The sequence below is a fragment of the Mycobacterium gordonae genome, assembly GCF_001417955.2.
Taxonomy (GTDB): domain Bacteria; phylum Actinomycetota; class Actinomycetes; order Mycobacteriales; family Mycobacteriaceae; genus Mycobacterium; species Mycobacterium gordonae_B.
This window is the reverse complement of sequence record NZ_LKTM01000380.1, coordinates 1-25,284: the sequence shown is the minus strand read 5'-3', so window position 1 is coordinate 25,284 and position 25,284 is coordinate 1. Positions and strand designations below refer to the sequence as shown.

At 67.1% G+C, this 25,284-nt stretch carries 24 protein-coding genes and 1 pseudogene; 12 read left to right on the top strand and 13 right to left on the bottom strand.

What is annotated here, in order from left to right:
* Both AO501_RS40460 and AO501_RS32690 read left to right on the top strand, forming a co-directional pair.
* The coding region (locus AO501_RS40460) for a hypothetical protein (RefSeq protein WP_055581712.1) at positions 1-3,025 on the top strand (3,025 nt) is incomplete at its 5' end.
* 21 nt (positions 3,026-3,046) lie between these two features.
* On the top strand, positions 3,047-4,330 hold the full coding sequence (locus AO501_RS32690) for a competence/damage-inducible protein A (RefSeq protein WP_055581711.1): 1,284 nt from the start codon (positions 3,047-3,049) through the stop codon (positions 4,328-4,330).
* Here the strand turns inward: AO501_RS32690 and AO501_RS32685 are convergent.
* Complete coding sequence (locus AO501_RS32685) at positions 4,320-5,579, bottom strand: sialate:H+ symport family MFS transporter (protein WP_197420007.1); 1,260 nt, start codon at positions 5,577-5,579, stop codon at positions 4,320-4,322. The genes AO501_RS32690 and AO501_RS32685 overlap by 11 nt on opposite strands.
* A gap of 67 nt (positions 5,580-5,646) precedes the next feature.
* Between AO501_RS32685 and AO501_RS32680 the strand changes: the two genes are divergently transcribed.
* From AO501_RS32680 to AO501_RS32670, 3 genes are all read left to right on the top strand, one after another.
* Positions 5,647-6,714, top strand: a complete 1,068-nt coding sequence (locus tag AO501_RS32680) for an amidohydrolase family protein (RefSeq protein ID WP_055581710.1) — start codon at positions 5,647-5,649, stop codon at positions 6,712-6,714.
* Positions 6,715-6,749: 35 nt separating this feature from the next.
* Positions 6,750-7,148, top strand: coding sequence for a phage holin family protein (locus AO501_RS32675; protein WP_055581709.1), 399 nt, complete (start codon positions 6,750-6,752; stop codon positions 7,146-7,148).
* A 118-nt stretch (positions 7,149-7,266) separates the two neighbouring features.
* Complete coding sequence (locus tag AO501_RS32670) at positions 7,267-7,689, top strand: anti-sigma factor antagonist (RefSeq protein WP_055581708.1); 423 nt, start codon at positions 7,267-7,269, stop codon at positions 7,687-7,689.
* 1 nt (position 7,690) lies between these two features.
* Here the strand turns inward: AO501_RS32670 and AO501_RS32665 are convergent, their stop codons facing one another.
* Genes AO501_RS32665 through AO501_RS32655 form a run of 3 tightly spaced genes read right to left on the bottom strand, consistent with a single transcriptional unit; the run spans position 7,691 to position 9,358 of the window.
* Complete coding sequence (locus tag AO501_RS32665; RefSeq protein ID WP_055581707.1) at positions 7,691-8,185, bottom strand: hypothetical protein; 495 nt, start codon at positions 8,183-8,185, stop codon at positions 7,691-7,693.
* A gap of 49 nt (positions 8,186-8,234) precedes the next feature.
* The gene (locus AO501_RS32660; RefSeq protein WP_055581713.1) at positions 8,235-8,729 is read right to left on the bottom strand and encodes an SRPBCC family protein; all 495 of its coding nucleotides are present in this window, start codon (positions 8,727-8,729) and stop codon (positions 8,235-8,237) included.
* Positions 8,729-9,358 carry a nitroreductase family protein gene (locus AO501_RS32655; protein ID WP_055581706.1) on the bottom strand — a complete coding sequence of 210 codons (630 nt, stop codon included), beginning with the start codon at positions 9,356-9,358 and terminating at the stop codon, positions 8,729-8,731. The genes AO501_RS32660 and AO501_RS32655 overlap by 1 nt, the downstream gene beginning before the upstream one ends.
* 178 nt (positions 9,359-9,536) lie before the next feature.
* On the opposite strand from AO501_RS32655, the gene AO501_RS32650 reads away from it, so the two are divergent.
* Together AO501_RS32650 and AO501_RS32645 are read left to right on the top strand one after the other, a co-directional pair.
* Positions 9,537-10,226: a hypothetical protein gene (locus tag AO501_RS32650; protein WP_231752695.1), complete on the top strand. Its 690-nt coding sequence runs from the start codon at positions 9,537-9,539 to the stop codon at positions 10,224-10,226.
* Between the two features lie 6 nt (positions 10,227-10,232).
* Positions 10,233-11,672, top strand: coding sequence for a class I adenylate-forming enzyme family protein (locus AO501_RS32645; protein ID WP_055581704.1), 1,440 nt, complete (start codon positions 10,233-10,235; stop codon positions 11,670-11,672).
* On the opposite strand, the gene AO501_RS32640 is transcribed toward AO501_RS32645, so the two are convergent.
* A complete protein-coding gene (locus AO501_RS32640; RefSeq protein WP_082658988.1) occupies positions 11,669-12,634 on the bottom strand; it encodes an NAD(P)H-dependent flavin oxidoreductase in 966 nt (321 codons plus the stop codon). The two genes, AO501_RS32645 and AO501_RS32640, sit on opposite strands and share 4 nt — an antisense overlap.
* A gap of 11 nt (positions 12,635-12,645) precedes the next feature.
* A complete protein-coding gene (locus tag AO501_RS32635; RefSeq protein WP_055581702.1) occupies positions 12,646-13,053 on the bottom strand; it encodes a tautomerase family protein in 408 nt (135 codons plus the stop codon).
* A 95-nt stretch (positions 13,054-13,148) separates the two neighbouring features.
* Here AO501_RS32635 and AO501_RS32630 point away from each other — a divergent pair, with 95 nt between their 5' ends.
* Positions 13,149-14,015, top strand: a complete 867-nt coding sequence (locus tag AO501_RS32630) for a LysR family transcriptional regulator (RefSeq protein ID WP_055581701.1) — start codon at positions 13,149-13,151, stop codon at positions 14,013-14,015.
* 11 nt (positions 14,016-14,026) lie between these two features.
* On the opposite strand, the gene AO501_RS32625 is transcribed toward AO501_RS32630, so the two are convergent.
* Positions 14,027-14,614 (bottom strand): TetR/AcrR family transcriptional regulator, encoded by a 588-nt coding sequence (locus AO501_RS32625; protein ID WP_055581700.1) that lies wholly within the window; start codon positions 14,612-14,614, stop codon positions 14,027-14,029.
* 159 nt (positions 14,615-14,773) lie between these two features.
* Here AO501_RS32625 and AO501_RS32620 point away from each other — a divergent pair, with 159 nt between their 5' ends.
* On the top strand, positions 14,774-16,336 hold the full coding sequence (locus AO501_RS32620; protein WP_055581699.1) for a phytoene desaturase family protein: 1,563 nt from the start codon (positions 14,774-14,776) through the stop codon (positions 16,334-16,336).
* On the opposite strand, the gene AO501_RS32615 is transcribed toward AO501_RS32620, so the two are convergent.
* The 4 genes from AO501_RS32615 to AO501_RS32600 are packed head-to-tail and all read right to left on the bottom strand — an operon-like array spanning position 16,333 to position 18,579.
* Complete coding sequence (locus tag AO501_RS32615; protein ID WP_055581698.1) at positions 16,333-16,776, bottom strand: SRPBCC family protein; 444 nt, start codon at positions 16,774-16,776, stop codon at positions 16,333-16,335. The genes AO501_RS32620 and AO501_RS32615 overlap by 4 nt on opposite strands.
* 42 nt (positions 16,777-16,818) lie before the next feature.
* Positions 16,819-17,823, bottom strand: a complete 1,005-nt coding sequence (locus AO501_RS32610; RefSeq protein WP_055581697.1) for a zinc-binding dehydrogenase — start codon at positions 17,821-17,823, stop codon at positions 16,819-16,821.
* 28 nt (positions 17,824-17,851) lie between these two features.
* Positions 17,852-18,256 (bottom strand): SRPBCC family protein, encoded by a 405-nt coding sequence (locus tag AO501_RS32605; protein WP_055581696.1) that lies wholly within the window; start codon positions 18,254-18,256, stop codon positions 17,852-17,854.
* Positions 18,253-18,579 carry an ArsR/SmtB family transcription factor gene (locus AO501_RS32600; RefSeq protein ID WP_055581695.1) on the bottom strand — a complete coding sequence of 109 codons (327 nt, stop codon included), beginning with the start codon at positions 18,577-18,579 and terminating at the stop codon, positions 18,253-18,255. The genes AO501_RS32605 and AO501_RS32600 overlap by 4 nt, the downstream gene beginning before the upstream one ends.
* 90 nt (positions 18,580-18,669) lie before the next feature.
* On the opposite strand from AO501_RS32600, the gene AO501_RS32595 reads away from it, so the two are divergent.
* Positions 18,670-19,941, top strand: coding sequence for a helix-turn-helix domain-containing protein (locus AO501_RS32595; protein ID WP_055581694.1), 1,272 nt, complete (start codon positions 18,670-18,672; stop codon positions 19,939-19,941).
* Positions 19,941-20,645 (top strand): MBL fold metallo-hydrolase, encoded by a 705-nt coding sequence (locus tag AO501_RS32590; RefSeq protein WP_055581693.1) that lies wholly within the window; start codon positions 19,941-19,943, stop codon positions 20,643-20,645. The genes AO501_RS32595 and AO501_RS32590 overlap by 1 nt, the downstream gene beginning before the upstream one ends.
* Before the next feature lie 10 nt (positions 20,646-20,655).
* Here the strand turns inward: AO501_RS32590 and AO501_RS32585 are convergent, their stop codons facing one another.
* A complete protein-coding gene (locus AO501_RS32585) occupies positions 20,656-21,030 on the bottom strand; it encodes a hypothetical protein (protein ID WP_055581692.1) in 375 nt (124 codons plus the stop codon).
* Between the two features lie 261 nt (positions 21,031-21,291).
* Here AO501_RS32585 and aceA point away from each other — a divergent pair, with 261 nt between their 5' ends.
* Positions 21,292-23,580: an isocitrate lyase ICL2 gene (aceA, locus tag AO501_RS32580; RefSeq protein WP_055581691.1), complete on the top strand. Its 2,289-nt coding sequence runs from the start codon at positions 21,292-21,294 to the stop codon at positions 23,578-23,580.
* 78 nt (positions 23,581-23,658) lie between these two features.
* Here aceA and AO501_RS38565 read toward each other — a convergent pair.
* A pseudogene (locus AO501_RS38565) lies at positions 23,659-25,284 on the bottom strand (hypothetical protein); the annotation flags it as partial.

Sequence of the window (25,284 nt, the reverse complement as noted above, 5' to 3'; positions counted from 1 at the left end):
GGGGGGTACCGGGGGCAGCGCCCAGATATTTAACGGCGCCTCGTCAGCTACCGCTACCGGCGGCACAGGCGGAGCGGGCGGCAACGGCAATGTCGGCGGCTCCGGCGGCTCGGGCGGAAACGCTTCTACCAACGGCGCAGGCGGAGTCAACTCCGGCGCCGGCGGGGCCGGCGGCAAGGGTGCCACCGGCGCCGGCGGAACGGGTGGCAACGGCGGGGCCGCGAACATCTCCAGCAACAACTCGACCGCAACGGCCACCGGTGGCGCTGGTGGCGCCGGCGGCACCGGCGCCACCACCGGCGGTAACGGTGGCGTCGGCGGCTCCGCGTCTACCAGCGGATTAGGCAATGTCACCCCTGGCGCAGGCGGGGCGGGCGGCGACAGCACCGGCGCCGTCACCGGCGGAGGCGGGACGGGCGGTCGAGGCGGCGACGCCACCATCTCCAACAGCAACTCCTCGGCCACGGCCAAGGGCGGGACCGGCGGCGCCGGCGGCACCGGCGTGACCAACGGCGGCATCGTGGGGCGCGGTGGCGACGGCGGTACCGGTCAATCGAACAGCGGCAGCGCCACGACGGCAGCCGTCGGCGGTACGGGCGGCGCCGGCGGCACGGCCACTACCGGCTTCGGAGGCACCGGCGGCAGCGGCGGTACCGGGTTCCACACCGGAGCCGGCACCGCTACGGGCGGCGCCGGGGGAGCCGGCGGTAAGGGTGCCAGCGGCGGCGGAGCCGGTGGCAACGGCGGCAGTGGCATCAACAGCGGAACCGGCAACGCCTTTGGCGGTGCCGGCGCTGATGGAACCGACACAACCGTCGGCGTCGGCGGCGCCGGTGGAAACGGTGGCGCGGCGCAAGTCAACAACAACGGTTCGAACGCCACCGCTACCGGCGGTCAGGGTGGTAGCGGCGGCGACGGCTCCGGCGGCGGTGCCGGCGGGTTGGGCGGCGCGGCCTCTTCCATTGGAAAGGGGAGCGTGGTTGCGGGAGCCGGCGGCTCCGGCGGCAACGGCACCACAGGTACCGGCGGGCTGGGCGGCGGCGGCGGAACCGCCACCGTCAGCAACCCGAACTCCTCGGCTGCTGCGACCGGGGGCGACGGAGGTGCGGGCGGCAACGGCGCGAGCGGTGGCAATGGCGGGTCCGGCGGCGCCGCAGTCACCAGTGGAACGGGAACCGTCACCCCGGGCACCGGCGGCGCGGGCGGAACCGGCGCTACGGGCTTGGGAGGGAAGGGCGGCCAAGGCGGCGACGCGAACATTTCCAACGCCGCGTCCACCGCGACCGCCAAGGGCGGAACAGGCGGTGCCGGTGGCACCGGCATCAGCGGCGGCCGAGGTGGCGACGGAGGCTCGGGGCAGAGTTCCAGCAACATCGTGACGGCGGCCGCCGTGGGCGGTACCGGGGGAGCCGGTGGCACGGCGACGGGCGCCACCGGCACCGGCGGGGCCGGCGGTACCGGTGGCTTGGCAACTCACACCGGTGCCGGCGGCGCCACCGGCGGCGCCGGTGGTAACGCCGGTGCAGGGCCTAACGGCGGGGCGGGCGGCAATGGTGGAACGGCGACCATCAACGGTGGCACCGGTGCGGCCGCGGGCGGTGCCGGAGCTGCCGGTGCTGACGGAAAGGCCGGTGCGGGTGGTGCCGGCGGCGCCGGCGGTGACGCCCAGGTCTTGACCAGCGCCTCGACCGGTAACGCCTCCGGCGGGAAAGGCGGCGCAGGAGGCAATGGCGTCGCGGGCGGAGCGGGCGGCAGAGGCGGCTCCGCCACCAATGCCGGCGCGGGTATCAGCACCGGAGGCGATGGCGGGACGGGTGGAATCAGCACCGCCGGCACCGGCGGGACCGGCGGCGACGGGGGTGCGGCGACGATCACCCACACCGGCTCTGCGGCGCCCGCTAACGGCGGCACCGGCGGGGCTGGTGGCACCGGAATCACCGGCGGGAACGGCGGGGCGGGCGGCGCAGCCACTACCAGCGGCTTGGGAGGCGTCAATCCCGGCACCGGCGGCGCCGGCGGCAACGGGACCGGCGCAACCACCGGTGGTGGGATTGGCGGCCGCGGTGGCGACGCGGTCATATCCAACACCGGCTCTTTCGCAACCGCCAAGGGCGGCACCGGCGGCGTCGGCGGCCTCGGCGCCGGCAACGGAGCGGTCCAGGGACGGGGCGGCGACGGCGGAAACGCCCAGACCAACAGCACCACCGGCACCACTTCGGCCGTCGGCGGTACCGGCGGAGCCGGCGGTGTGGCCACCAACGGTGTCGGCGGAACCGGCGGCAACGGGGGCCGGGGCACCCACTCCGGCGCCGGCACCGCCGTCGGAGGCCTCGGCGGCAACGGCGCAACGGGCACGTCCGTCGGCGGGGCCGGCGGAAACGGCGGGCAGGCCGTCAACAGCGGCACCGGCAGTGCCATCGGCGGCAACGGCGGCGCCGGCAACAAGGGCTCGACCACTGGAAACGGTGGAGCCGGCGGCATCGGTGGTGACGCTCAGGTCACCAGCGCCACTTCCGTCGGCGGCGCCACCGGCGGCAACGGCGGTGCCGGGGCCCCCGGCGGCATCAGCGGCGGCAACGGCGGCAACGGCGGCAACGGCGGGAACGCGACGAATCAGGGTCTTGGGTCGGCAAAGGGCGGCAGTGGCGCCGCGGGTGGTAGTGCCAGCGGCACCGGCGTAGCCGGCAACGGCGGGTCCGGCGGAAACGGAATCATCACGCTCACCACGTCAACCGCTGTGGCGACCGGTGGCGTCGGCGGAGCCGGCGGCGATGGCGGCGCTGGCGGAGCGGGCGGCAAGGGCGGTCTGGGCTCCACCGCCGGCACCGGATCCGGTATCGGCGGCAATGGCGGGTTCGGCGGAGACGCTTCGTCCGCGATCGGCAACGGCGGCAACGGCGGTAACGGCGGCAATGCGCATATCGGCTCTTCCGGCACCGCGATTGTCGGCGTCGGCGGCATCGGCGGTAACGGCGGACTATTCGGCAGCAAGGGAACCAACGGCGCCAACGGAAACGTCGTCTGACACTTGCGTAGGCTCGGCACCGTGAGCGCACGCGCAGGCATCGTGGTCACCGGCACCGAGGTTCTGACCGGACGGGTACAGGACCGCAACGGTCCCTGGCTCGCCGACCGGCTGCTGGAACTGGGCGTCGAACTGGCACATATCACCATCTGCGGTGACCGCCCCGCGGACATCGAGGCGCAGCTGCGATTCCTCGCTGACCAGGGCGTGGACCTGATCATCACCAGCGGCGGCCTGGGCCCGACGGCCGACGACATGACGGTCGAGGTGGTGTCCCGATTCTGCGGCCGCGAGCTCAAGCTCGATGAAGCCCTGGAGAACCGGATCGCGGAGATTCTCAAGTCCTTGATGGCGCGCAATCCGGCGTTCGCCGCGCTGATGGAACCGGGGAAGTTCGAGTCGGTGCGGGCGGCCAACCGCAAGCAGGCGATGGTTCCGGTGGGCTCCCAGATCCTCGACCCGGTGGGCACCGCGCCCGGCGTCGTGGTGCCCGGAAAGCCGGCGGTGCTGGTGTTGCCCGGTCCGCCGCGTGAGCTACAACCCATGTGGCACAAGGCAATTGAAACCGACGGCGTCCGGGACGCGATCGCCGGCCGTACCGTCTACCGGCAGGACATGGTGCGGATGTTCGGCCTGCCGGAGTCCGGACTGGCCGAGACGTTGCGCGAGGCCGAGACTGCCATCCCCGGCTTCGCCGCGCTGGAGATCACCACCTGCCTCAGACGCGGCGAACTGGAAATCGTGACCCGCTATGAACCCGACGCCGCGCAGACCTACGCGCACCTGACCCAGTTGCTGCGCGACCGGCACGGCGACCAGGTGTTCTCTGAAGACGGTTCGCAGGTCGACGATCTGGTCGCGCGACTGCTGGCCGGGCGCCGCATCGCGACGGCGGAATCCTGCACCGCCGGGCTGCTGGCGGCGCGGCTGACCGACCGCCCCGGATCCTCGGATTACGTGACCGGCGGCGTCGTGTCGTACTCGAACGAAGCGAAGGTGGAGCTGCTCGGCGTGGACGCCGCACTCATCGAACAACACGGCGCGGTTTCCGAGCCGGTGGCCGAGGCGATGGCCGCGGGCGCGCTCAAGCGGTTCGACGCCGATACCGCCGTCGCCATCACCGGCATCGCCGGCCCGGGCGGTGGAACCGAGGAAAAGCCGGTCGGCACAGTCTGTTTCACCGTCGCACGCAGTGACGGTCCGAACGTCACCCGCACGCTGCGGCTGCCCGGCAACCGATCCGACGTTCGGGAACGCTCCACCACGGTGGCCATGCACATGCTGCTGCGGGCACTCAGCTCTTAGCCGGCAGAAACGCACTTTCCGAGGAGCCGAACCGAATTCCGGTGGCATCCTTGCCGATCAGCGTCAACAACGCCACCATCACCAACACCGGCACGATCGTCGCCGCCAACGCGAACGGGTAGCCGTGCGTTTCGGCCAGGTGCTCCTGGATCGGCAAGTTGAACGCCGCCAACAGGTTTCCGAGTTGATAGGTCACACCGGGATACAGACCGCGGATGGCGTCCGGGGACATCTCGGTGAGGTGCGCCGGGATGCAACCCCAGGCGCCCTGCACGAAGAACTGCATGAGAAACGACCCCAGACACAACATCGCCGCGGCGCGTGAATAGGCGAAGATCGGCACGATCGGCAGCGCCAGCACGGCACAGAACACGATCGTGTAGCGGCGGCCGAACCGCTGCGACAGGGTGCCGAATATGAGGCCGCCGACGATCGCGCCGATGTTGTAGACGATCACGATCCAGCGGGCGGTCGCGCTGGACAGACCCGCGCCGTGGTCGACGGACGCCTTGAGGAACGTGGGGTAGACGTCCTGGGTGCCGTGGCTCATCCAGTTGAAAGCGGTCATCAGCAACACCAGGTAGACGAAACGCCGGATGACCTTGGCGTCGCGCAGCACATCGCGCACCCGGGTCTGGGTCAGCCGCATCTGGTCCTGTGCGGCTTCCCAGACCTCGGACTCCTCCACCCGATAGCGGATGATCAGGCTGATCATGGCCGGGATGATGCTCAGTGCGAACAACCAGCGCCAGGACAGGCCGAACCCGTTCATGACGATCAGCGAAGCCAGACTCGCCAACAGGTAGCCGAACGAATAGCCCTCCTGCAGCAAGCCGGAGAAAAAGCCGCGCCGCTCGGTCGGAACCTTCTCCATGGCCAGCGCCGCGCCCAGTCCCCACTCGCCGCCCATGCCGATTCCGTAGAGCAACCGCAGGATCACCAGCACCGTGAAGTTCGGGGCGAACGCGCACAGGAAGCCCACCACCGAATAAAACAGCACGTCAACCAGCAGCGGGAGGCGTCGGCCGACCCGGTCGGCCCACAGCCCGAACAGCAACGCGCCGACGGGTCGCATCACCAGCGTCGCCGTCGTGACGAACGCGACCTCGGTCTTGCTGCGGTGGAACGTCTCGGCGATGTCGGCGTAGACCAGCACGACGATGAAGAAGTCGAACGCGTCCATGGTCCAGCCCAGGAAGGCCGCCAAAAAGGAGTTGCGCTGATCGCTGGTCAACCGCTGTCTGGTCACGAGAGCATCGTGGCCTACGTGTCGCCATACCGCGAGTCCGGCGCGCGAGCGGGTATGTTCCGGATATATGCGGATCATCGATGCCGATGGACACGTCGCCGAGAACTCGACGCTCGCCTTCGAAGCCTTGAAGCGCTGGCCGGATCACGTGCAGCTGAGCAACGATCGGCGGCCGCGCCTGACGATCGAGGGCCGTAACTATCCCGAAGACACCGGTCCGGGTGCCGGGTGCCCACCGGAGCACGGCATCACCAAGGCCCCCGACATCAACTGTTCGAGCGCCGAGGGTGTGCTGGCTGACGCCGACCGCGACCATCTGGACACGATGGTGCTCTATCCCAGCCTCGGGCTCTGCGTGCCGAGCCTCGAAGATCCGGTCTTCGCCGCCGGTTTCGCGCGGCTCTACAACCAGTGGATCGCGGACTTCTGCGAGCCGACGCACGGCCGGCTACGCGGGGTGGCCGTGACACCGATCGAACACGGTGAGGTGGCCATCGATGTGATGACCGAGGCCAAGGAGCTGGGGTTGGTCGCGACGCTGGTTCCGCCGGCGCTGAAGACCCGCAACCTCGACCACCCCGACCTCGACGATTTCTACGCCGCCGCCGTGAATCTGAACATGCCGCTGGGCATTCACGGCGCGCCCGGCATTCACCTACCGAAGATCGGCGTCGACCGCTTCACCAACTACATCCAGGTGCACTGCATCAGCTTCCCGTTCGACCAGATGACCGCGATGACGGCCCTGGTGTCCGGCGGCGTGTTCGAACGCCACCCCGAACTGCGAGTCGCCTTTCTGGAAGCTGGTGCCGGCTGGGTGCCGTTCTTCATCGATCGCCTGCACGAGCACTACGAGAAGCGCGGTGACTGGATCGAGGGTGGCTGGCGCCGTGATCCGAACGAGTACCTGCGCGCCGGCAACATCTGGGTCACATGCGAACCGGAAGAGCCGATCCTGCCCGGCGTGATCGACGTGCTGGGCGACGACTTCATCATGTTCGCCAGCGACTACCCGCACTGGGACGGGGAGTGGCCGGAAAGCACCAAGCATTTGCGGAACCGGCCCGATATCAGCGAGCAGTCACGCGAAAAGATCGGCGGGCTCAATGCGCAACGCTTCTATGGGCTGAATTAGGCATTCCGGCACGCGTTCGGTGGCAGGATCGGCGCATGGCGGCTATTCTGTTCCGCGCGGCAGTGACCGGACTCGCGCTGTGGGTCGTCACCCTTTTCGTACCGGGGCTGACATTCGTCGGTGGTAACACCACGTTGCAGCGGGTCGGCATCATCTTCGTCGTCGCGGTGCTCTTCGGAGTGGTCAACGCGATCGTCAAACCGATCGTCCAGATCTTGTCGATTCCGATGTACATCCTGACGCTGGGGCTCTTCCACATCGTCATCAATGCGTTCATGTTGTGGATCACGGCGCAGATCACCAAAGACACCACCCACTGGGGTCTGCAGATCGACCACTTCTGGTGGACCGCGATCTGGGCGGCGATCCTGTTGTCGATCGTTAGCTGGCTACTGTCGCTGCTGACCCGCCGGGCCACCCGGAGCCGCCGGTAAATCCGGGTCGCTCAACCGGAAAATTCGTGTGGACATCCTATGTTGTCAGCCCCTGTTACACATATGCTGATTACGCCGTGCTCACGACGCGATCCACACGAAGACGGGATACTGCCGAATGAAGACTGTCGCGATCGGATCATCGCCAGCTCCTTCGACTACGCGGCTGAGTTCACAACTGGGCGACCCGAACAGCGGTTTGCGGGCGGTTACCGAATGCACCGGGTCAGCGGTGGTCGTTCACGTCGGCGGTGACATCGACGCCAGCAACGAAGTCATCTGGCAGCGCCTGGTGAACCGGAGCGCCGCAATCGCGATCGCACCGGGTCCGTTTGTGATCGACATCCGCGAATTGGACTTCCTGGGCTCCTGCGCGTACGCCGTGCTCGCCCAGGAATCGGTACGTTGCCGCCGTCGTGGGGTCAACCTGCGCCTGGTCAGCAATCAGCCGATCGTCGCCCGCACCATCGCCGCGTGCGGTCTGCGCCGCCTGCTGCCGATGTACACCACCGTCGAGACGGCGCTGGCGCCACCCGCCTAGATCAGGGGCCGTGCGGCGCGAGCAATCCGTTCAGGATTCCCAGGCCGGCCTGCACCTGAGGACCCGGAGTGTTCGGCGGCGGGGCGTCGCTGGTCGGCTGCCACGGTTGGCAGCCACTCGTCTTGAAGGTCTTGTCGGTCGGCTCGATCTGGACGATCTGTGGCTTCTTGGTCATCGCGTTATCGACGAGCGCGCCGTCGGGGTTTCCCGTGCGCTTCCAGTAGCAGGTACCGGTGCCGACAGGTCCGGCCGTGCTGTACGTGCCGGGCGCGATGTCGGTGCCGACGGTGTAGATGCCGTCGTGGTCGATGGTCGTCTTGGGTGCTGCCGCCGGTGCCGCCGACGGAGCCGGGGCAACGCTCGGCGAGGGGGCCGGTGCCGGGGCGGGCGTCGGGTCGGGGTCGGGGTCGGCGGCGGCGATACCGACGGCACCGAACCATCCGGCAACCATCAGCGCTGCGGCGCCGCCGCGAACCGCTAATTGCTTAGAGCCCATAACTAACTAGCCTACCGGGCAGGGCGGCGGATTTCGAACTGTCGGCAGATCAGCTCAGGCGGCGCACCGCACCGGCATAACCGAGCGCGTGCTCGTAGGTGTCGAGATTGTCGCGCGAGATCCGTGCATGCACCGGACGCTCGAGCAGCAGACGCAGCACCGGGTTGTACGCGTGGTAGGTCTCGTGAAAGGTCAGCACGGTGGTGCCGTCGGGCTGCTCGTCGAGCTGGTGGTAACCCTCGGCCCGAGACCACAACGGCTTGCCGATGGCGACATATCTCGACACCTTGTTGATCTTCGCCTCGGTGACGGTCTCCCACGACCGCCCCCTGCCACCGGACAGCAGATACCGCGGCACCGGAAATACGCAGGTGCGCACCAGTCCCTCACCGGCCTCGTCGCCCTCGTTGAGGATTTCCATGCTGCCCGTCGGCCAGCTCAGCACGCGCGGTCGCGGGGAGTCCGGCGGCACCGGGGGATGCAACACCCGCCACACCCTGGCCGGAGGGGCGTCGACGTGGAAACGCACGGTGTAGGACTGCATCAGCTTCCACCCCATTCGTCGAAGAAGGTGATCGTTTCCGCGGGTGGCCGCGCGGCGGGACGAAAGTCGGTCCCGATCGTGTAGGCCACCGGAAACAGTGCGGCCTGAGTGACGGTGCCGGGGATGCCGAGCAGGTCGGCGACCTCGCGTTCCTTGGCCAGGTGCATCGTCGTCCAGACCGAGCCCAGCCCGCGCGACCGTAAGGCCAGCAGGAAACTCCAGCCGGCCGGGATGATCGACGCCCAGGCCGACGCCGCGACCAGTCGATTGCTTTCGTCGATCGGTTCCAGCAGGCACGGAATGACGTGTACCGGAACCTGCGCCAGCGTCTCGGTCAGGCCCCGCGCGCTGCGGTATACGCGCCGGGTTTGCGGATCGTCGGCGGTGGCTTCCGCATGGACCAGGTACTCAGCGCCGACACTGCGGTAGATTTCGGCGATTGCGGCGCGCTTGGCGGGATCGGTGACCACGACCCAGCGCCAGTCCTGCGCGTTGCTGGCGGTGGGCGCCTGCATGGCCAGGCGGATGCATTCCATGATCACCTCACGGCCCACCGGCCGGGTCAGGTCGAGGCGCTTGCGTACCGCCCGGGTCGTGGTGAGCAGTTCGTCGACTGAAGCGATATCCATCCAAACCCTTTCACCAGGCAGCCCGTCCGTGTCTGAAAGTACCGCGAAGGCACAAATTGACGCGGGCGTCGGCCCCGCGTGGACAGGAGGATTTCCTGCTATTAACGTCCTGCCAGTAAGCGAGCGAGCGGGCGTTGAGAAGACAGCGCCGCGTGGGAGGTCTTGGGCGTTGCTTTTCATGCACGAAGTCCACACGGTGCGAGGTCGCTCCGAGGACGAGTTCGAGGCCGCCTTCCGTGACGGCTGGATGCCCATGCTGGCGGCCGGCGACGAGGCACGGTTGCTCTGGTACACCAACCAGGCTCAGGGCAGTGGACCCGCCTACACCGTCATCACCATGACCGCGGTGCGCGACGGAGCGGCCTGGGAGCGGCTGACCAAGCGGGTTCAGCAGGGGGACCTGCGGGACTGGATGCATCACACCGACGAACTGCGCCACGGCGTCGACGCCAAACTGCTGGTACCCCTCCCGTGGTCGCCGATGCAGGACGTCGGCTTCGACGAGGTGCCGGTCGACGGACGCGAACACGAGATGAGCCTCTACATGGAAGACACCATGTGGCCCTATGAGGACAAGTTCGAGGAGTACATCGTCCGGTGCGGCGAGGTGTACGCCCGCAGTCTCGAGCAGCCGTCGTCCATGCTGAAGATGGACGCCTCGTTTCAGCCGGCGCTGGGCAGCCATCTGCGCCGCGAAGTCATTCTGATGCAACGGATCAGCCGGCCCGAAGCGTTGCTCGACCTGCTCCGAACCCACATCCCGGCTGAGTACCGCACTCCCGGAACCTGGCTGCACGATGCGCTGGACCTGCGCGACCAGTGGACCAGCCGGCTGCTGCGCACCTCCACCTGGTCGCCCCTGTACTAAGGATCCATGAACCTCGGGACGATCATCGACGCCGCCGCGGTCGCCGATCCGCAGCGGACCGCCCTGATCATCGACGGCGAAGCAATCAGCTACCGGACGCTCGATGAGGCGGTGCACCGTTGCGCCGCCGCATTGACCGCCGCGGGGGTCACCCCTGGAGACCGGGTCGCCGTCGTCGACACGGCGAGCCTGCTGTCTATCGCGTCGCTGCTGGGCACCGCGCGTATCGGGGCGACCGCGGCCCTGATGAACCCCGCGTTGAGGTCCGCGGAGGTGCGGGCCCTGCTCGCCAACGCCGGTTGCTGCCCGGTGGCGGTCGCGGGGGAGGCGTTCGTAGACCGGCTTCCCGGGTCGACGACGGCACTGACGGCCACCCATCTCGTCGCCGACGACGCGCCGGTGCCGCCGGGCGCCGCCCCGGACGACGCCGATCGCGCCGCTATGGTCCTGTTCACCAGCGGCACCACCGGTTTGCCCAAAACCGTCGAAATCGGCACTCGTCAACTGGCGGCGCGCCTGAACAGGACCTCGCGGCCCTTCGCGCCCGAAACGCCGCCCGTGACGGTGATGATGTGTGTCCCCTACTTCCACGTGGGTGGTTCCCTGGGTCTGCTCGCCAGCCTGTACTCGGGCAACACGCTGGTGGTGCAGCAACGGTTCGACGCCGGCGAATGGCTGCGCCTGGTGTCGCGTCACCGGGTCACCGGCATGTTCCTGGTGCCGACGATGCTGCACCGGATTCTGGAGCATCCCGACTTCGCCGCCGCCGACCTGTCCTCGCTGGCGGCCATCACCTACGGTGCCGCCGCCGCACCTGCCGCGCTGATGCGCAAGGCGATAGCAGCGCTGCCAAATGTGGCCTTCACCAACGTCTTCGGGCAGACGGAGACGTTGGGCACCTACGCCAATCTGACACCGCAGGATCATCACGATCCGGCCCGGGCGGGATCGGTCGGCCGGCCGCTACCGGGTGTGCAGGTGCGGGTGGTCGATCCGGCCACCGGCGCCGACGTGCAGCCTGGAGAGGTCGGGGAGTTGTGGGTGAACTCGCCGGTCAACACCGTCGCGGGGTGGTTACGGACCGGCGATCTGGGCCGGGTGGATGCCGACGGCTACATCTTCCCGAGCGGCAGACTGCGCGACACCATCAACCGCGGCGGTGAGAAGTTCGGCCCCGTCGAGGTGGAGGAGGCGCTGCGTTCACATCCCGCGGTCAGCGACGTCGCGGTCGCCGGAGTGTCCGACGACGAACTGGGCCAGCGGGTGGGCGCCGCGGTGGTGGCCCGGGCGCCGGTGACGCTCGAGGAGTTGCGATCCCACTGCCGGGACCTGATCGCCTACTTCAAGCTGCCCGAACGGCTGGCGGTCGTCGACGACATCCCCTACAACGCGACCGGCAAGGTGGACCGCCGCCTGCTGGCCGAGCTGATCTGCCGGCGTTCCTAATCGCCGGCCCGGTTGAGGATCCTGGCCGCGTCACGCACCATCGCGGTCACGATGTCCGCGGCCGGCCGAACATCGCGGACGAGCCCCACCGCCTCGCCGACCAGCACGGTGTCGACCTCGAAGTCCTCGGCGGCGACGCCCTCCCGGTAGGTGGCGACGGCCTCGGGCAGCCGTGCCAGCAGCTCATCCCGGTGGCCGTGCCAGCGCTTAACCAACGCGTTGCTCACCAACCGCAAATCGTAGCCTTCCGGCCAATCCCGTTGCCGCACAAAGTCAAAGACATCAGTACGGATTGTTTCATCGCCGTCAGCCGCGATGGCCCGCCGGTGCGCTGCGGGCGAAACCAGCGCTTCGTCGGACGCCCAGAATCTGGTACCGACCAACACCCCGTCGGCGCCCAGCGCCAGCGCCGCGGCCAGGCCGGGGCCGTCGGCGACACCTCCGGCGGCCACCACCAACGTTTCGGGTGAGCGTTCGGCGACCAGGTCGACGACCTCGGGCACCAGCGCGAATGTGGAGCGGACACTCATGCCGTGCCCGCCTGCCTCACTGCCCTGGGCGACGATGATCTCGGCGCCCGCATCCAGCGCCCGGCGCGCCTGGGCAAGATTCTGCACCTGGGCGGTCAGGGGAACGCCGGCGCGGTGGATGCGGTCCGCGAACGGCTGCAGGTCACCGAAGGACAGCATCACCGTCGGCGGCTGCTGCGCCAGCACGCTGTCGAGCAGATCCGGTGTCTGCGCCAGGCTCCAGGTAATGAAGCCGTACCCGATGCGAGCACCCTGGGCCTGGGCGATCTCAGACCGCAGCCAGGCCGGGTCGCCGTAGCCGCCGCCGACAAGCCCCAGGCCGCCTGCGGCGGTGACCGCCGCCGCCAGCCGGCCGCCCGACACCATGGCCATCGGCGCCAGCAGGACCGGATGCCGGATGGCCAGGGCTTCGGTGAGGCGGGTTGCCAGCATCGTCGAAAGCGTCACCGTGGTGCCTCCGCTGCGAGTTCCCCGGTGACGAACTGCGCCCGGCCGTGGCCGAAAGACCAATCCTCGTCCTGGTTTTCGGTGACCGAGACGATCAGGTCGGCTGGGTCCAGTCCGCATCGCAAGGCGAGGTTCGACGCCAGTAGGTCGTAGAACTTCTGCTTGAGCTCCGGTGGGCGGCGCCGGCTCACCATCTGCACGATTACCAGCGACGGGCTGCGGTCGATGCCGAGGCCCGTATCCAGCGCGATGATTTCGTGCGCCGGATGGGTGCGCACCACCTGATAGCGGTCGCGCGGGGGCACCCCGAACGCTTCGACGACCGCGTCGTGTACGGCATCGAGCAGCGAGCACACCTCCGACGGTGTGCGGCCCTCGATGAGGTCGATGTACAGCAGTGGCATGGCGTCCTCCGTTCTCCTGCCCAAGTCAACATCACGCCAGGCCAGGGCAATCCGGGCCTGAAATGCCTGTCGCGAAACATCTATGCTTTTCAGGCATGACGGATGCGTCGCGCGGCCGAGTGGAGCTGCGCCACTTGCGGGCGTTCGAGGCAGTGGCGCGACTGCGGTCGTTCACCAACGCGGCGGCCGAACTGAGTATCACCCAGCCCGCACTGAGCCGTACGGTTGCGCAGCTGGAGGACGCGCTGGGGGTCCCCTTGATCGACCGGGGTTCGCGGCACGTCGCGGCGACCGTGGCCGGACAGACGTTCTTGGAGCATGTCGAGCGAGTCCTCGCCGAGTTGGACCGTGGCTTCGGCGCGGTGCGGCGGCAAGCGAGCATCCGGTTGGGTTTCAGTTGGCTGCTGCCCGATCCCTGGGCGCAGCAGACGGTAGCCCGGTTCGAGAGCGGCACCGGCACAAGGGTGCAACTGGTCCGCACCGACGATGCGCTGGCCGCGGTGCAGCAGGGCAAGGTGGAGGTCGCCGTGGTGCGCGGTGAGGTCACCGCGACCGCCGTGCAGGTGGTGCACCTGTTCGACGAGTCGCGGGTGGCGGTGTGCGCGCTCGGCTGTCGGCTGGCGCGGCGATCGGAGTTGGACTGGGCGGAGATCCCTCGATTGCCACTCGTCGTCAACACCACCAGCGGCACCACCGGGCCGTGGTCCTGGCCGGCCGGCGAAGGCCCCGAAACGGTAATAGAGACAACGAACTTCGATGAATGGATCGAGTCGGTTGCTGCCGACCGTGGTGTCGGCGTCATTCCCGACGTCGCGGTACGGCGCAACATCCACCCGGGTGTGAGGTTCATTCCACTGCGAGGGGCGCCGCCCAGCTCCGTCTCGTTGGCGTTCCTGCCGCGCGCTCGCAACGCGACGTTGCGTCGTTTCGTGGAAGCGGCCGTCGTCAGCGCCGGCCGGTGAGCCGGCCCCGATCAGGCCAGCGGCGCCAGCCCGGAGCGAACCAGGTCCAGGCTCTTGGCCACCAACTCGCCGAGATCGCCGGAGCAGCCATTGCGTCCCCAATTCTCCACGGCCACAACCAGAGCCGCGGCCAACGTCGAGCCGGCCACCTCGGCGATGAGGTCGATGTCGGGTAATTCGGCATGCCGGGCGCGGACGAAATCGGTCAGGACGGCAGCGAATGAGGCTTGCACCACCCGCAGGTGGCCGGCGATGCGTTCGGCACTGATCAACTCGGTACGGGCGGTCGCCGCCTGGCGCACCACTTCGAGATCATGCGGGAAGGTGGCGACACCGGCCAGCACCGCGTCGAACAGCGACTCCGAAGCCGGCCGCCCGGCCAGCGCCTCCACCAGCCATTCCAGTTGCGTCTCATAGTCCTGGAACAGCACCGCCTCTTTGGTCGGGAAGTGCCGGAAGAAGGTTCGTTCGGTGACCCCGGCCTCGCGGGCCAACTCCGTCACCGTGACGTTCGCGAATCCCTGGCGGGCAAAGCTTTTCAGCGCCGCCAGTCGCAGCGCCTCGTGCGTCGACCGGCGACGGATCTCATGACCGTTCATCGCACCAGTCTCGCGCGAGCAGACACAAACTCGCACCAAGCGGCCCTGGCGCGTGCGAGTTTGTGTCTGCTCGGCGAGGAAGACTAGTCAGTACTGACATCTTCCGATTATGTCAGTACTGACATATTCTTGCCATGCGGACTTCGGCGAGGAGGTCAGATGACGGATTACGACGCGATCGTGGTGGGAGCGGGACACAACGGACTTACCGCCGCGGCCATCCTGCAGCGGGCGGGTCTGCGCACGGTGTGCCTGGAAGCCAACACCTACGCCGGAGGCATGGCGGCCACCGTCGAGCTGATCGACGGCTTCCGATACGAGATCGCCGGATCGGTCCAGTTCCCCACCGCGAGCCAGATCACCAAAGATCTCGGCCTGGACACGCTACCCACGGTGGAACCGGAGGTGATGTCCACCAACATCGGCGAAAACGGTGAGGAGCCGATGGTCTTCTACCGCGACCCGATGCAGCTGATGACCCACCTGGGGGAGAAGCACGGTTTCGAGGCGGTCACCGGCATGGCCGAGCTGATCGGCTGGAGTCAGGGGCCGGCAAAAGCGCTGGGCCGCTTCGATGTTCGTCAACCGCCGAAGACCCTCGACGAGATGTACGCCTGCGCGGCCAACCAGGCCGAGCGACGGGCGATCCACGAGATGCTCTTCGGATCGGCGATGGACGTCATCGACCGCTATCTGCCCGACAAGGACAAGCACGCCGTGATGCGCGGCATGCTGGCCTTCCTGGCGGTGAACTCCACCTACCGGGGCCCGTATACACCGGGTAGCGCGACGTGCCTGGCCTTCGCCCTGGCGGTGCCTGACAACAGCACCTCGATGATGACCAAGCTCAAGGGCGGCATCGGCGCACTCACCGAACATCTACGCGAGCTCTTCGTCTCGCACGGCGGTGAGATCCGGTTCCGGTCCAAGGTCGAACAGATACTCGTCGATCACGCCAGGGTGACCGGGGTTCGGCTGCGCGACGGCTCGACGATCACCGCCCCGATCGTGGTCTCCAACCTGGCGCCCGACCTCACCCTGACCGGGCTGATCGATCCCGAACACGTGCCCGCCGAACTCATTTCGCGTGTATCCGACCGCGACCACCGCGCCTCCTTCATTCAGATGCACTTCGCCCTCGACGGACTGCCCGAATTCGCCCCGCCCTATGAGTTGCTGAACGAAGAGGGCATGCAGATGTCGGTCGGCATCTTCGGCTCACCCGAGGAGCAGCAGCGGCACTGGGAGAACTGCCGCCGCGGCGTCGTCCCGGACAACCCGTCGATGGGCCTGCAGATCCCGTCGGTGCACGATCCGGGCCTTGCACCGCCCGGCAAGCATGCCGCCAGCGCCTACGCCTATGCGTTCCCGGTGGAGGTTGCCCGCGACCAGCACGGACACCTCAAAAATGAGATGGCGCAACGAGTTATCGACAAGGTCAGCCGGTTCGCCCCGAACTTCAAGGACATCGTGATCCGCCACATCACGTTCGCGCCCTATCACATGAACACCATGTTCGCGGCCCCCGCCGGCGACTTCTGCCACGGCCTGCTGCACCCAGACCTGATGGGGCCCAACCGCCCCGGGCCAAAGGGCTTCCTGGATTTCCCGATACCGATCACCGGTCTCTATCTCGGCGGCGCCGGCTGCCATGGCGGGCCTGGCATCACCTTCACGCCCGGGTACAACGCCGCCTATCAGGCTCTCGAAGACGCGACCTAACCACCCTTTTTCAGCTTGAGGACGCGCTTACGCAAGCCCTTGGTGGCCATGTCCATCAACACCTTCGTGCCCTGTCTGACAAAGAATCCGGGCACCGGCATGCTCAGTTCGACGGTCAGGTCGAAGCGCACGCGGGTGGAGTCTCCGTCGGGGGTTAGGGTGTAGCGGCCGTTCTGCGCCTTCTGCTGTTTGGCCTTGACCAGGCTCCAGCCCACCCCGTCGTCGTGCACGGTGTAGGCCAGCTCCTGCTCTTCGGTGAAACCGACGAGTTTGACGACCTGGCGCGACTTGAGCGGGTGACCCTGGTCATCTCGTTCGAGAACCTCGACCTTTTGGTGCACCGACGACCAGTCCGGCAGAGTCTCGATGTCGAACAACACATCCATGATCTCGTCGGGCGTCGCCTCGATGACGACCTCACGGGACTCGGTGACAGCCATGCCGCAAACATAACCACGCCGGACCCGGCTGAAACCATCCGGTCAGGGGACCAGCACGACCTTGCCGATGTTCTCGCGGGCCGCGAGGATCCGGTGGGCTTCCGGCGCCTCGGCGAACGGCACCGCCGCGTGCACGATCGGCGACACCGTACCGTCGTGCAGCGCCTCACTCAGCGGAGTGATCCACGGTTCCAGAGTGCCCCGGTCGTCCCACAACTTGAGCATGTTCAGCCCGATGACAGTCTTGGACTCGGAGAGTTGGTCGATCAGGTTGAAGCCGCGCAGCATCGCCAGGGCGTGTGGCGCGGCCCTGCGCAGCGAACGCTTCTCGCCCTCTTGCATATTCGAGATCCCGTAGCCCACCAGCCGTCCGCCCGGACGCAGCAGATGATAGGACCGGCGCAGCGAGGTGCCACCCAGGGCGTCCATGACGATGTCGTAGGGCTCCAGGCCCTTCCACCAGTTGTCCTGGCGGTAGTCGATCGCACGGTCCACCCCCAGTTCGGCGAGCTTGCGGTGCTTACCCGGTGATGCGGTGCCGTGAATCTCGGCGCCGGCGGCCTTGGCGAACTGGATGGCCGCGATCCCCACACCCCCGGCAGCGGCGTGGATGAGCACCCGCTCGCCGGCGCGCAGCGACCCGTAGCCGTGTAGGCCGGCCCATGCGGTCGCATAGTTCACCGGGACCGCGGCGCCCTGCTCGAAGCTCACGGCGTCGGGCAGCGTGACGGAATCGGTGGCGGTGACGTTGACAATTTCCGCGTAGCCACCGAAACGTGTTCCTGCCAGCACTCTTTCACCGACACGCGACGGATCCACGCCGTCGCCGACGGCGGTTACGATGCCGGCGACTTCATATCCGACGACGGCCGGCAGTTTGGGTGCGTCGGGATACAGACCGACGCGGGCGAGGTGGTCGGCGAAGTTGACCCCGGCGGCCCGGACATCGATCCGGAGCTGGCCCGGGCCCGGAGGCGGCGGGTCCGGCCGTTGCTGAACCTGCAGTACCGACGGGTCGCCGTGCTTGGTGATGACGACTGCGCGCATTGTCATTCCTCTCGTGGTTGAGTTCGGGTCAGCCGGCTACCGCGATGGCCTCGGCCATCCGGGGAAGAACCACCTCACGCCAGCCCGGTCCCATGCGACCGAAAGCGTCGGCCATCCTCTTGTCACCGAGGTCAAAGCCTGTGTGCGACAGAAAAACCCTGGTTCCGTTACCCTCTGTCTCGAGGCGCCAGGCGAGTGTCCAGGACTCGGTGAAGCTGTAGACGAAGCGGTGCGGCGGATCCACCTCGAGTACCTTGCACGGCTGCCTGCCGTAGCCGGGCATGTCGAGGCTGAATTCGTGGCCCGCGATCGGTGCCACGTCACCCTCTGCCCACCACAGCCGCAGCAGTTGCGGTTCGGTCAGCAGCCGCCACACCTTCTCCGGCGCAGCGGCCACGAACTGGTCTACCTCGATAGCCTGCCGCTCCGTCATTCCAGCTCCTCTGCTGACTCGGCGAGCGCGGCAAGCCTTGCCCGCCAGAACTTCTCGAACGGGTGCAGCCAGTCGCCGAGTTCCGCCAGCGGTTCCGCCGTCAGCCGGTAGATGCGCCGGCGGCCCTGCGCTTCGTCGGCCACCAACCCTGCCTCACGCAACACCTTGAGATGTTCGGCGACGGCAGGCCGACTGAGATCGAACCGTTCGCTGAGCTCTCCGGCGGACAGGGACTGGCAGCTCAAGATCTCAAGAAGCTTGCGACGCACCGGGTTTGCCAACGCAGTGAAGATACGATCACAGATGCGATCGGGGTTGGCCACTCGGGAACTATATGTCGGGAATTCCCGACATGTCAACTTCTTCCGACATGAGGTGGCTACCCACCCACAAGCCATCTAAGGTCTCAACATGTGACCGACGACGCGGTAGCCGAAGACGTACACGGCTGTGTCGTTTCGATCGCCTCCCGATTGCAGCAGCAGGTCAACCAGATCAGTTTGGCGATATGCACGGCGCTCGTCGCCGAGATGCCGGAGCTGTGCGGCGAGGACCGTCCGTTCGAGATGCTCGACGCCGGCGTCGCGGCCAATCTGGACACGATCTTCCAGGCGCTGCTGCACGATGTCCCGGTCGGGGAAACCACTGTCCCCGCGCTGGCCGTGGATTACGCCCGCCGCCTCGCCCGCCATGGCGTCCCGGTGAACACACTGGTGCGCGCCTACCGACTCGGGCAGCGTCACATGACCGAGCTGGTGTTCACCGAATTGCAAAGCCTACAGATCGAACCGACCACACGGGTGGCGGCGATCGAGGCGATCACCACCGTGGTCTTCGAGTACGTCGACTGGGTTTCCGAGCACCTGGTCGGGGCGTACGAAAGCGAGCACGTGCAGTGGCTGGAGCATCAGAACAGCATCCGCGCCATGCGCGTGCGCGACCTGCTCGGCGACGACACCACCATCGCCCTTGATGCCGCCTCTGCCGCGATCGATTACCCCCTGCACCAACAACACCTGGCGCTCATCATCTGGCACGCGACGGACGATCAGTTGGCCCAGCTGCAACTGTTCACCGACGACTTGGCTGCGGCGGTGGGCACCTCGGCGAGACCACTCTTCGCCGCCGTCGACCGTGCCGGCGCCTGGGTCTGGCTGCCTTTCGAATCCGCGCCCGGTCAACTCACCGGCCAGATCCGCGACTACACCAACGCGCGTCCGGAATTGCTGAACATCGCCATGGGCGCCTTAGGTTCAGGCGTTCAGGGTTTCCGGCGATCCCACCGTCAGGCGCAGCGTGCACGGGCAGCCGCGCTGGCAGGGGAGCGCCGGCCACAGGCGTCCAGGCGAGTGCTTGTCGCGGCTACCGATCCCGCGGTGATGGCGGCGGCGTTGTTGAGCGGCAGTATCGGCGAGGTCCGCGGCTGGGTGGCGGACGTGCTGGGGGATCTGGCGTCGGCCACCGAGGACGACGCGGTCCTGCGCGAGACATTGCGGGTGTTCCTGCACCGCGGCTCCACGCACGAAGCCGCGGCGCGGGAGCTCAATGTCAGTTTCAACGACCTGAGGCATCGGGTCGAGCGCGCGGTGATGCGCCGCGGCCGCCCGATCGATGATCGGGCCGACGTCGAACTAGCGTTGTTCGTCTGCCACTGGTATGGCTCGGCCGTGTTGCAGCCGGCCTGATGTATCTCAATTGGGAAAGAATCAGCGACAACGTATTTCGATGCCGGCTGACCTTCTGCGACGTCACGGTCGGCCTGGTCTGCGGACAAAGCGCGACACTGCTCGTCGACACCGGAACCACGCTCGAAGAGGCCCGGGCCGTGCTGGCCGATGCCCGCCGGCTTTCCGCCCGGCCGGTCAGTCATGTTGTGTTGACCCACAAGCACTTCGACCATGTCCTGGGATCGTCGGTGTTCACTGGAGCCGAGATCTACTGTGCGCCAGAGGTTGTCGACTATCTGTCGTCGGCTACCGATCGGCTGCGGGCCGACGCGTTGGCGCATGGCGCCGACGCGGCGGCGGTTGACGAGGCGATTGCGGCCTTGCGGGTGCCGCAATACGGAATCTCGCAGCAGGTGATCGATCTCGGTGGCCGCTCGGTCACAATCACCCACCTGGGCCCGGGCCACACCCGATCGGATCTGGTCGTGGTGGTTCCCGGGACCCGGCCGGGTGAACCGGCCGTGGTGTTCGCCGGCGACCTGGTGGAGGAGTCCGCCGACCCCGCGGTCGATGCCGATTCGGATTTGGGTGCGTGGCCGGACACCCTGGACCGGCTGTTGGCGGTCGGGGGACCCGACGCCAAGTTCGTGCCCGGTCACGGGCAGGTGGTCGACGCAGCGTTCGTCCTCCGTCAACGCGATTGGTTGCGGACGAACGCCTAGAGAGTGCGGGTCAACGCGCAGGCGCGGTACACGCGGTGATCAGAGCGTCCGGATCGGTGACGCTGAGCACCAGTACTTTCAGGGTGATCGACTTCCACCAGACACTGGCTGGTACCGGAGGATCCATCGTCAGCTGCACCAGACCCTTGCGCGAGCCGTTGACCAGCCAGCGAGATCCCATGACGTGCACGCCGGCGGTGAAAACCCGCTCGTTGCTCGCCTCGGCGGTCTTGATGGACGACAAGGGAATGTCGGCGGTGAACGCCCATCCCATCTTGACGTGAAGGTTGCCGCCCTCGATCCGCAGTTCGGTGTTCTTGGGTCCGAGTCCGACAGCTACCGCCAACGGTCGATACCACCGGTCAAAGCGCAATTCTGTCTGCACAGATGTGACGGTACGCCTGACCGGCCGACCCGGCGCGGGTTTCCCGGACCGCCGGTTTTGAATACAAAATCCGTTGCACGAGAACGGCTTCGGTCTTGACTCAGGGCCGGATCCACGGTGGCGTCCTCAGTGGCACCGACCGACCCGTTCGGCACCGCCGGCGGCCGGGCTGTCCAGGCCTCAGCCGGTGATCTAGCTCACTCCCGGTGGGCATACACTCACTGCGTCAGGGGAACCGGGGCTTAGGAGGAGCGGAAGGCCATGGCCATCGCTGAAACGGACAACGCAGTCCAATCACCGTTCGAGCAGGAGGTCGCCGCCACCCAGCGGTACTTCGAGAGTTCGCGGTTCAAGGGCATCACCCGTCTCTATACCGCCCGGCAGGTCGTCGAGCAGCGCGGCACGATCCCGACCGACTACACGGTGGCGCGCGAGGCGGCCGCCGCGTTCTTCGAGCGCCTGCGCGAGCTGTATGCCGAGCAGAAGAGCATCACCACCTTCGGCCCGTACTCGCCGGGCCAGGCCGTGAGCATGAAGCGGATGGGTATCGAGGGGATCTACCTCGGCGGCTGGGCCACCTCCGCCAAGGGTTCCACCACCGAGGACCCGGGACCCGACCTGGCGAGCTATCCGCTCAGCCAGGTGCCCGACGATGCCGCCGTGCTGGTGCGTGCGCTGCTCACCGCCGACCGCAATCAGGAGTACCAGCGGCTCAACATGACTGAGCGGCAGCGGGCGACGGCCACCCGCTACGACTTCCGGCCGTTCATCATCGCCGATGCCGACACGGGCCACGGTGGTGATCCGCACGTGCGCAACCTGATTCGGCGTTTCGTCGAAGTCGGCGTGCCCGGATATCACATCGAAGATCAGCGCCCGGGCACCAAGAAGTGTGGACACCAGGGCGGCAAGGTTCTGGTGCCGTCGGACGAACAGATCAAGCGACTCAACGCCGCCCGCTTCCAGCTCGACATCATGCGGGTGCCCGGAATCATTGTGGCCCGCACCGACGCCGAAGCCGCGAACCTCATCGACAGCCGCGGCGACGAGCGCGACCAGCCGTTCCTGCTCGGTGCGACCAACCTGAGCATCCCGTCGTACAAGAGCTGTTTCCTGGCGATGATGCGACGCTTCTACGACTCGGGTGTCGAGGAGATCAACGGCCATCTGCTGTATGCGCTCAGCGACGGCGAATACGCGGCCGCCAATGCCTGGCTGGACCGCCAGGGCATTCTGGACCTCGTTGCCGACGCCATCAACAAGTGGCGCGACAGCGGGGACCTGTCGATCGACGACGTGTACGACGAGGTCGAGTCGAAGTTCGTTGCCGCCTGGGAGGACGCCGCCGGCGTGATGACCTACGGCGAAGCGGTGGCCGAGAAACTCGAGTTCGGTGAGAGCGAAGGCGAACCCTCCGGCATGAGCCCCGCGGAATGGCGGGAATTCGCCGCCACCGCATCGCTCTACGCCGCACGGGCCAAGGCCAAGGAACTCGGCGCCGACGCCAGCTGGGATTGCGAGCTGGCCAAGACTCCCGAGGGTTATTACCAGATCCGCGGCGGCATTCCCTACGCGATCGCCAAGTCCCTGGCCGCCGCGCCCTTTGCCGACATCCTCTGGATGGAGACCAAGACCGCCGACCTGGCCGACGCGCGCCAGTTCGCCGAGGCGATCCACGCCGTGTTCCCCGACCAGATGCTCGCCTACAACCTCTCGCCGTCGTTCAACTGGGACACCACCGGGATGACCGACGACGAGATGCGGCAGTTCCCGGTCGAGCTCGGCAAAATGGGCTTCGTCTTCAACTTCATCACCTACGGCGGGCACCAGATCGACGGCGTCGCGGCCGAGGAGTTCGCGACCAACCTCAGGCAGGACGGCATGCTGGCGCTGGCCCGCCTACAGCGCAAGATGCGTCTGGTCGAGTCGCCCTACCGCACCCCGCAGACGCTGGTCGGCGGACCGCGCAGCGACGCGGCGCTGGCAGCGTCGTCGGGTCGCACGGCGACGACGAAGTCCATGGGCAAGGGCTCAACCCAACACCAGCACTTGGTGCAGACCGAGGTGCCCAAGAAGCTGCTGGAGGAGTGGCTGGCGCTGTGGAGCGAGCACTACCAGCTGGGCGAGAAATTGCGGGTCACCCTGCGGCCCCGCCGCGCCGGCTCGGACGTGCTGGAGCTGGGGATCTACGGCGAGGGCGACGAGCAGTTGGCCAACGTCGTCGTCGACCCGATCAAGGACCGGCATGGCCGCAGCATCCTGCAGGTGCGCGACCAGAACACCTTCGCCGAGAAGCTACGCCAGAAGCGGCTGATGACCCTGATCCATCTCTGGCTGGTGCACCGGTTCAAGGCTGACGCGGTCTACTACGTGACGCCGACCGAGGACAACCAGTACCAGACCGAGAAGATGAAGTCGCACGGCATCTTCAGCGAGGTCTACCAGGAGGTCGGCGAGATCATCGTCGCCGACGTCAACAAGCCGCGCATCGAGGAGCTGCTGAACCCGGATCGGGTGGCGCTGCGGAAGCTGGTCCTCAAAGAGGACTGACAACCGCCGAGTCCCTCTTCCGCACAACGCAATTCGCGCCTGCCCGAACGGACAGGCGCGAATTGCGTCTTAAGCCCTTTACGTCGTCCCGCGGAAGAACAGGCCCGACAGGTTGTTGCCGACATTGGCAAAACCTGAGACGAAGCTGCGCACTGCGAGGTCCAGGACGCCGGTGTTCGCGAAGCCCGATACGCCGCTGCCGAAGTTGCTGACGGCCGAGATCAGGCCGCCCCAGTTCTGGAAACCTGAGCCACCCGTCAGGCCCGGGCCATTCGAGTTGTACCAACCAGACAGCCCTGCACCGTTGTTGCCGAACCCGGAGTTGCCGCCGGCGCCGGAGTTGAAGAAACCCGATGACGGCCCGATGGTCGAGTTGAGGTATCCAGGTGCCGGGGGGATGTTGAATTCGGTGATCAATGTGCTGGGCAGGTGAATGCTCGGAATGACCAGCGGGGGAGTGTTGAACGCCGAGAGACTGATTGGCGGGATGGTGATCGGCGGCGTCGAGAACTGAACCGTGGTGAGGTCCGGCAGGGTGAAGGCGCCCAAGCCGATTCGGCCGATCTCCAGCGGCGGCGTCGAAAACGCTTGCGTGGTGATATCCGGCAACGTGAACGCACCCAACCCAATCCGGCCGATCTCCAACGCCGGCGTCGAAAACGCCTGGGTGGTGATATCCGGCAACGTAAAGCCACCGAGACCGATCCGGCCGATCTCCAGCGGCGGCGTCGAGAAAGCCTGCGTCGTGATATCCGGCAACGTAAAGCCACCGAGACCGATCCGGCCGATCTCCAGCGGCGGCGTCGAAAACGCCTGTGTCGTTATGTCCGGCAACGTGAACGCACCTAACCCAATCCGGCCGATCTCCAGCGCCGGAGTCGTAAACTGCGGGGTCGTGATATCCGGCAGGCTGAACGCACCCGCCCCGATCTGACCGATGTTCAACGCCGGAGTCGTAAACTGCGGCGTCGTAATATCCGGCAGGCTGAACGCACCCGCCCCGATCTGACCGATGTTCAACGCCGGAGTCGTAAACTGCGGCGTCGTGATATCCGGCAGGCTGAACGCACCCGCCCCGATTCGGCCGATGTCCAGCGCCGGTGTCGCGAACTGCGGCGTCGTAATGGCGGGAAGAGAGAAGCCACTGACGGTGATCGGGTCGACATTTATACCCGGAATAGTGAGCGAGGGGAGATTGAATCCACCGACTGTGATGGGAGCGGTCAGGGAGTACGGATATATCGTTGCGCTCGGCAGGAAGAAGGAGCCCACGTCGAAAACGCCCGCAACATTTGCCGGATCGATGTCGAAGGGAGCCTGCAGCGTCAGCACATTGGTGCGATAGGACAAGTTGAACGGCACCGAGAGCCCACTAATTTGTATCAGCGGCGTGCTGAAAGGTTGCGACCAGCCGATGGCCGGGAGCACAAACGATCCCGCAGAAATGCTGTCAAGGTGTATCGACGGAGTGGCGATCCTGGGAAGGCTGAATCCGCCGATCGCGGTGCCGGCCGGTATCGAGAATGAGGGAACGGTTATCGACGGAATCCTCAGCGTCGGCAGCTGGAAGGCCTCCAAGGTTGTTCCTGCTGGAATGGTGAACGACGGCACCGTCACCGACGGAATGCTCAGCGCCGGCAAGTTGAACTGACCCAGCGCAGTACCCGCCGGAATGTTGAACGACGGCACCGTCACCGACGGAAT

Bases quoted from the DNA above. Each gene is read 5' to 3' on its own strand.
- aceA (WP_055581691.1), top strand. From the start codon at position 21,292: ATGGCCATCGCTGAAACGGACAACGCAGTCCAATCACCGTTCGAGCAG.
- AO501_RS32610 (WP_055581697.1), bottom strand. From the start codon at position 17,823: ATGCGCGCAGTCGTCATCACCAAGCACGGCGACCCGTCGGTACTGCAG.
- AO501_RS32675 (WP_055581709.1), top strand. From the start codon at position 6,750: ATGGCGGCTATTCTGTTCCGCGCGGCAGTGACCGGACTCGCGCTGTGG.
- AO501_RS32630 (WP_055581701.1), top strand. From the start codon at position 13,149: ATGACGGATGCGTCGCGCGGCCGAGTGGAGCTGCGCCACTTGCGGGCG.
- AO501_RS32625 (WP_055581700.1), bottom strand. From the start codon at position 14,614: ATGAACGGTCATGAGATCCGTCGCCGGTCGACGCACGAGGCGCTGCGA.
- AO501_RS32605 (WP_055581696.1), bottom strand. From the start codon at position 18,256: ATGACGGAGCGGCAGGCTATCGAGGTAGACCAGTTCGTGGCCGCTGCG.
- AO501_RS32650 (WP_231752695.1), top strand. From the start codon at position 9,537: ATGCACGAAGTCCACACGGTGCGAGGTCGCTCCGAGGACGAGTTCGAG.
- AO501_RS32655 (WP_055581706.1), bottom strand. From the start codon at position 9,358: ATGGATATCGCTTCAGTCGACGAACTGCTCACCACGACCCGGGCGGTA.
- AO501_RS32635 (WP_055581702.1), bottom strand. From the start codon at position 13,053: ATGCCACTGCTGTACATCGACCTCATCGAGGGCCGCACACCGTCGGAG.
- AO501_RS32670 (WP_055581708.1), top strand. From the start codon at position 7,267: ATGAAGACTGTCGCGATCGGATCATCGCCAGCTCCTTCGACTACGCGG.
- AO501_RS32590 (WP_055581693.1), top strand. From the start codon at position 19,941: ATGTATCTCAATTGGGAAAGAATCAGCGACAACGTATTTCGATGCCGG.
- AO501_RS32660 (WP_055581713.1), bottom strand. From the start codon at position 8,729: ATGCAGTCCTACACCGTGCGTTTCCACGTCGACGCCCCTCCGGCCAGG.
- AO501_RS32620 (WP_055581699.1), top strand. From the start codon at position 14,774: ATGACGGATTACGACGCGATCGTGGTGGGAGCGGGACACAACGGACTT.
- AO501_RS32680 (WP_055581710.1), top strand. From the start codon at position 5,647: ATGCGGATCATCGATGCCGATGGACACGTCGCCGAGAACTCGACGCTC.
- AO501_RS32645 (WP_055581704.1), top strand. From the start codon at position 10,233: ATGAACCTCGGGACGATCATCGACGCCGCCGCGGTCGCCGATCCGCAG.
- AO501_RS32615 (WP_055581698.1), bottom strand. From the start codon at position 16,776: ATGGCTGTCACCGAGTCCCGTGAGGTCGTCATCGAGGCGACGCCCGAC.
- AO501_RS32665 (WP_055581707.1), bottom strand. From the start codon at position 8,185: ATGGGCTCTAAGCAATTAGCGGTTCGCGGCGGCGCCGCAGCGCTGATG.
- AO501_RS32640 (WP_082658988.1), bottom strand. From the start codon at position 12,634: ATGCTGGCAACCCGCCTCACCGAAGCCCTGGCCATCCGGCATCCGGTC.